At 60.3% G+C, this 5,828-nt stretch carries 7 protein-coding genes; 6 read left to right on the top strand and 1 reads right to left on the bottom strand.

Annotated elements, in window-relative coordinates; genetic code table 11:
- The 5 genes from GPA21_RS20700 to GPA21_RS18860 form a co-directional block, all read left to right on the top strand.
- A partial coding sequence (locus tag GPA21_RS20700) for a hypothetical protein (RefSeq protein ID WP_211163706.1) occupies window positions 1-267 on the top strand: 267 nt, incomplete at its 5' end.
- A gap of 63 nt (window positions 268-330) precedes the next feature.
- Entirely contained in the window at window positions 331-1,158 is an 828-nt protein-coding gene (phnC, locus tag GPA21_RS18875; protein WP_168989634.1) for a phosphonate ABC transporter ATP-binding protein, read from the top strand.
- A 72-nt stretch (window positions 1,159-1,230) separates the two neighbouring features.
- Window positions 1,231-2,130, top strand: coding sequence for a phosphonate ABC transporter substrate-binding protein (gene phnD / locus GPA21_RS18870; RefSeq protein ID WP_168989633.1), 900 nt, complete (start codon window positions 1,231-1,233; stop codon window positions 2,128-2,130).
- A gap of 65 nt (window positions 2,131-2,195) precedes the next feature.
- Complete coding sequence (gene phnE, locus GPA21_RS18865) at window positions 2,196-3,056, top strand: phosphonate ABC transporter, permease protein PhnE (RefSeq protein WP_168989632.1); 861 nt, start codon at window positions 2,196-2,198, stop codon at window positions 3,054-3,056.
- A 3-nt stretch (window positions 3,057-3,059) separates the two neighbouring features.
- Window positions 3,060-3,572: a hypothetical protein gene (locus GPA21_RS18860; RefSeq protein WP_168989631.1), complete on the top strand. Its 513-nt coding sequence runs from the start codon at window positions 3,060-3,062 to the stop codon at window positions 3,570-3,572.
- 19 nt (window positions 3,573-3,591) lie between these two features.
- Here the strand turns inward: GPA21_RS18860 and GPA21_RS18855 are convergent, their stop codons facing one another.
- Window positions 3,592-4,686 (bottom strand): DNA-binding protein, encoded by a 1,095-nt coding sequence (locus tag GPA21_RS18855; protein WP_088179101.1) that lies wholly within the window; start codon window positions 4,684-4,686, stop codon window positions 3,592-3,594.
- A gap of 468 nt (window positions 4,687-5,154) precedes the next feature.
- Between GPA21_RS18855 and GPA21_RS18850 the strand changes: the two genes are divergently transcribed.
- Entirely contained in the window at window positions 5,155-5,652 is a 498-nt protein-coding gene (locus GPA21_RS18850) for a lysophospholipid acyltransferase family protein (protein ID WP_083651395.1), read from the top strand.
- The last annotated feature ends 176 nt before the right edge of the window (window positions 5,653-5,828 follow it).

Raw genomic sequence — 5,828 nt, 5'->3', positions numbered from 1 at the left:
GTACTGAGCGGTCCGGGGGTGAGCAGCCAGGGCTCACCCAGCCGGGGCGGTTCGATCCCGGTGCGTGACATTCGGTGTCCTTTGTTCAAGCGTAATGGTTTTCCCTGTCAGAGCATTCCAGACCGACATGAACAAGGTGTGACAGATGGCGATCCGGTCGAACCGACGAGCTTTGATCCTGCCTTTGGCGAAAACACGACGAGCCCGACCGACCCAGTTCGCAAATTCATCCGCATCGAGACAAAGCCAAGCGTCGCATTTCCTTAAAGAGACCGTAACGGACGCCGCACAGAATGCGACCAACGAAAACGGGTCTCGAGGTCAGCGCTCATGCCGCTAAAGGTTGAAGAGGTGACGAAGCGGTTTGGCCGCAACATTGCGGTCGACAACGTGAGCTTCAGCGTCGACAAGCCGGCGATGATTGGGATCATCGGGCGCTCGGGTGCGGGAAAGTCGACCTTTCTGCGCATGGTCAACCGCCTGACCGATGCCTGCGAAGGGCGCATCCGTTTCGAGGGCGAGAACGTCCTCGAGTACAAGGGCAAGCGCAAGCGCGCCTGGCAATCGCAGTGCGCGATGATCTTCCAGCAGTTCAACCTGGTCCCGCGCATGGACGTGGTGTCGAACGTACTGCACGGCACGCTCAACCGCCGTTCGACACTGACGACGGTGTTCAACCTCTTTCCGCGCGAGGACATCCACCGCGCGATCGGGATTCTCGACCGACTCGGTATCGCCGAACAGGCGCCCAAACGCGCCGAGGCTCTCTCCGGCGGCCAGCAGCAGCGTGTGGCGATCGCCCGAGCGCTGATGCAGGACCCCAAGATCATTCTCGCCGACGAACCGATCGCCTCGCTCGACCCGATGAACGCCAAGATCGTCATGGATGCGTTGCGTCGAATCCACGAAGAAGACGGGCGTATGGTCATCGCCAACCTCCACACGCTTGATACCGCGCGCCAGTACTGCGACCGCGTGATCGGCATGCGCCAGGGGCAGGTGGTCTTCGACGGACCCCCGACGGAACTGTCTACCGCGGTTGCGCGCGAGATCTACGGCGCCGACGAGAGCTTTTCAGAGGCAAGCACCTCGACGAGCCTCGACCTGCTCGACCGGGCACCGGCGGGCCTCGCCCGACAGGCCGGTGTTGCGGCCTGACGCTCTCGTCCCCCCCACGCCTTGTTTCCACCCACTCCCCTCGGGGAACGCATCCACTCCGGAGAACCATCGATGAAGAAGCTTGCAGCAGCCATGCTCCTGACCACCGCCTGCGCGGCCACGGCCAGCGCCCAGGGCATCACCGAGTTCCGTATCGGCATCATGGGCGGCGAGAATGCCCAGGATCGCCTGAACTCGAACGAGTGCTTCCGTGTCAAGGCCCAGGAACTCCTTGGAGTGCCGGTGCGCCTGTTCACGCCTGCTGACTACAACGGCCTGATTCAGGGCCTGCTCGGTGGCACCCTTGATCTCGCCTGGCTCGGCGCCTCGACCTATGCCGCGATCTACCTCGAGAACCCTGATGCGGTCGAACCCGTCGTGGTCAAAACCAACACCGACGGCTCCTATGGTTACTACGCCATTGGCTTCGCCAGGACGGACCGCGGCATCAATTCGCTGGATGATCTCAAGGGCAAGGTGTTTGCCTTTGGCGACCCCAACTCGACCAGCGGCTACCTCATCCCGTCGATCGAGATCCCGCAGTCAGGCTACTCGATGAAGCCGGGCGAGTTTTTTGGCGACATCCGCTTCGTAGGCGGCCATGAGCAGACCATCGTCGCTGTGGCCAACGGCAACGTCGATGCCGGGGTGACCTGGGCCGACGGCATCGGCGACTGGGCCGACGGCTACAACTCGGGCGCACTGCGCAAGGCCTCCGACGCTGGCGTCGTCGACATGAACGATCTCAAGGAGATCTGGAAGTCCAACACCATTCCCGAGGGTCCGTTTGTGCTGCGCAAGGCGCTACCCGAGCGCGTGAAGCTGGACATGGTCGCATTGCTGACCAGCCTGCCCTACATGGACCCGGACTGCGCCTATGGCGTGCTCGCCGGTGAGGCGCTTGGCGTGCAGCCGATCAACCACGACGCCTACATCTCCATCATCGAAGCACGCAAGGCGGCAAGCCAGTAAGCTCGCCCTTTGCCACGCGGGCCGCGCCTTCACGCGCGGCCCGCGTCACGTCAGGAATCCAGGACATGGCCAAGCTGTACATGCCGGCCCAGAGTGGCATCTACACCGCCTACATGGCGCAAACCCAGCGACGACGGCTCTACTCGGGCATCCTGCTGCTGGTGTTCGTACTGCTGCTCATATCGTCTTTCCAGATCGCCGAATCGCGCAATGCCGGCGGCTTCATTTCGGGCCTGCCGCAGATCCTCGACTTCCCCGCGGGGCTGGTCAGCGAAGCCTGGGAACGCATCGACCGGATGCCTGGCCACCTCGCGACCGTCTTCCCGTCGCTGGTCGAGACCATCAACATCGCCGCCGCCTCCACCCTGATCGGCGCGGCCGGCGGCATCGTGCTTGCGCTGCTATCGACCCGCGGTCTTGCGCTGTGGCCGCGCCTCATTCCGCTGTTCCGACGCACCATGGACATCCTGCGCGCGCTGCCCGAGATCGTCATCGCGCTGGTGCTCATCTTCATCCTCGGCGGCGGCCCGGTGCCAGCGATGATCGCGATCGCGCTGCATACAGCGGGTGCGCTCGGAAAGCTTTTCTCCGAGGTCGCCGAGAATGCCGATCTCAAACCGGTCGAGGGCCTCGCCTCAGTAGGCGCCGGCTGGTTTCAGCGCATGTGGCTCGGCGTCATGCCGCAGGTCTCGCCCAACTTCCTGAGCTATGGCCTGCTGCGCTTCGAGATCAATATCCGCGCCTCGGCCATCCTCGGCTTCGTCGGCGCCGGCGGCATCGGCTACGACCTGCGCAACACCATGACTTGGGGACAGGGCCGCTTCGACCAGGCGGCCGCGATCTTCATCCTGCTGTTCGTCACCATCGTAGTGGTCGACCAGATCTCCAGTCATTACCGCAACAAGATCTCCGCCGTGGAGCATTGAGCCATGACTGCTGCCAGCGCCACCGCGCCCTCCCCGACCGTTGCCGACCGGCTGCCGGCAATCGAGCGACTCTTTGCCCGCAAGCGACTGTTCAGCTTCGGGGTCCCAGGCGTGATCCTCGCCTACCTGCTCTACGTTTTCTTCGCCTTCGACGTACCGGGGCTGATTCAGCGCGCGAACATGGACAATGCGCGCATTCTGGTCGCCGACTCCTATTCTCACAAAACCCATGTCACCCAGGACACCCGTTCCGGTCAGATCCGCGTCGCTATCGAGGGCGAGGCAAAGGGCGTCTACCCGGAACACTTGTTACCCGACTGGGTCGCGATCGATGGGCCCAGTGCTGAAATCGACCTCGGCCGTGGTCAGTCTGCACGCATAGACAATGGCGCGGTATTCCTCACGGTGCCCGGCTATGGCGTAATCGAAGCCCGCTCGACCCGCAACGGGGTGAGCGTCAACATACCCGACGGGCCGAACCGTCCGACCGTCAAGAGGGTCGGCCGGGAATCATGAAAAATTCCCCGAAAACTGCCTACTCTTCTGAATTAAAAAGCGAATCTTGATTGTCAACGCTATTTTTCTTGGCGTTGGTGCTCTTCGCCTGTGGCGACTGTAATGTCGCGAGCTTTTCAAAGACTTTCTCGTGGCTAGCGGCAACGGCTTTTGCCGCCATCAGTTCGGCTGCCAGCCGCTGCCCCGTTTCCATGCTCTCCCTTAGCTTGCAGAGGTTCGCTTGGTTTTCCTTGTCCAGATCGGACACTCGCCCGTTGGCTTGCGCCAACTGATCCGTCAACTGTTGGATTTTCACCTCGGCAACGGCCAACTGCTCTTTGACCGAGCGCAATGTTCGTACTTCGCCATCGTGTCGATGAAGTTCACTGTGCGCATGGGTGAGCTCGCTTGATAGACGGGCATTGTCCTCATGACTGCGGATGAGTTCTTGCTGTTTCGCGTTTGCCGTTTCCTTGGCATTACGCAACTCCCCCTGCAAGAACTGGATCTGCTGTTCGAACTGGCGCTGATCCTGCTCCCGTTGTTCCTTCGCTGCGGTTCGGAAATGCGCCAGTGCCTCGCGGGCGTGTTGGTGCTTTTCCTCCAGCGACACACGGTGCGCTTCTTCCTTTACCAGTTGCCCTTCCATGTCCTGGATGCGCTGAGCCATTTGTGCCCGAACGATTCTCTCTTCTTGGAGCACGCTTAGTATTTCGCTGTGGGCTGCTTTCTCTGCACCCAACTCCAGGGCCTGGCGTTCAGACTGGCTGCGAAAGGATTCCACTTCATTACGTAATGTGGCGATGGTGTCGTTCAGCGCCGCAATTTCTGCCTTGTGCTTATCGGTCAGAGCCGCCAAACGCTGATCAGCTTCTTCATGCAGGCGTTCTGCGAGCCTGGCAGCCAGATCCTGGATGGCTTCACTGACCGCGACCTGGGTACCGGTACTGCCGCCTTCCTCTTCTTCGATTTCCTTCAGATAGCGGTGAATCGTGCCTTTCGAGCCGGTATCGCCTAACTCGCTGCGAATTGCGTCGATCGATGGGTAGCGCCCCATCGCCAACAGCTTGTTACGCGCTCTGACGACTTCTGACTTGTAGATTCCTGCTCTGGCCATGGCATCCTCGTATTTCATACCGTATTACGTATTACGATATTACATACTAATCAAACGAAGTTCAATGCAGCGAAAGTAGCAAATATAAGACGCGATAATGGTTGATTATTTGTTGTAATACGCAATGGTGACCCCAAAGTCTTGAACATAATTACGAACGGACATTCTGGCTACACTGGAATTCAATATGTTGCGCCTGTTCCAGCTACCCGCAAGAATTGGAAGAAGCTGTCGGTCGTGTCACGGGCGTGCGCGCCGGGACCGAGCGCCTGGTGGTACTGGCCGAAACTCGTACGGCGCAGGATGGCAATGAAGCAATTCGCGCTGAGGTAGAGCAATTGGCTATAGAACTCACCGGCCCACTCTGGGGACTCTGGGTGTGGATGGTTTTCGGCCTCCTGGCACCGGTCTTCTGGGTTGCGATAGCGCTTGCGCCAACGCTCGCCGCGCGGCGTCTCGCCCGAATCGGATCACGCCTTGCCCTGACTGCGACTGGCATCCAGCCACGAGCAATCGGCTGCGCTACCCGCACGTTTCGCTTTTGTTGCCAAACAGGAATTGCTTGCTCACCCGCTGGCCGCGATACCGTTGAAACGCCTAGGCGCAGTTTTCGTTGAGCGCTTTGATACTGTGCGCGGTGTTGAAGACACGCATGCACTGGAGAGGCGGGCTGGAGCAGGCAACGCCCTTGTAGTCTTTGCCGAAGGAACCTTCCGTGAACCGCCCGGTGTATTGCCCTTCCGCATGGGGGCTTTCCTGGCCGCTGCCCGCGCCGATGTTCCGGTCATTCCTGTCACTTTGAGCGGCACCCGCCGTCTTCTTCCTGACCTTAGTCTGTGGCCACGCTACAGCAAATTGACGGTTACCGTCCATCCACCGATCATTCCCGCAGGAGCAAACTGGCACGCAGCCCTTGTACTGCGCGACACCGCGCGGGCAGTCATCCTGGCGCAATCGGGTGAACCGGACGCTACTGTGCGCTGATGTCGCAGTGCGGTTTGGTTAACTGACCCGGTCTCAATATTCGCCAGGTTGTTGACGGCCATCCAGAATTGACCCACTTGCCGGGGTAATTTGCATCGAAATTTGACCCACCTTTGATTGACTACCCTGCTGTGTTTTGGGCGGGGGATCGAGGAGTGATCAAAGTGGGCATGTTG

This window comes from Azoarcus taiwanensis (genome assembly GCF_012910885.1).
GTDB classification, from domain to species: domain Bacteria; phylum Pseudomonadota; class Gammaproteobacteria; order Burkholderiales; family Rhodocyclaceae; genus Azoarcus_F; species Azoarcus_F taiwanensis.
Note: the sequence above shows the minus strand (reverse complement) of the source record. Positions and strands in the feature narration are given on the sequence as shown.

Excerpts from the sequence above, each read along its gene's own strand:
- GPA21_RS18855 (WP_088179101.1), bottom strand. The coding sequence starts at position 4,686 with ATGAAATACGAGGATGCCATGGCCAGAGCAGGAATCTACAAGTCAGAA.
- phnD (WP_168989633.1), top strand. The coding sequence starts at position 1,231 with ATGAAGAAGCTTGCAGCAGCCATGCTCCTGACCACCGCCTGCGCGGCC.
- phnE (WP_168989632.1), top strand. The coding sequence starts at position 2,196 with ATGGCCAAGCTGTACATGCCGGCCCAGAGTGGCATCTACACCGCCTAC.
- GPA21_RS18860 (WP_168989631.1), top strand. The coding sequence starts at position 3,060 with ATGACTGCTGCCAGCGCCACCGCGCCCTCCCCGACCGTTGCCGACCGG.
- phnC (WP_168989634.1), top strand. The coding sequence starts at position 331 with ATGCCGCTAAAGGTTGAAGAGGTGACGAAGCGGTTTGGCCGCAACATT.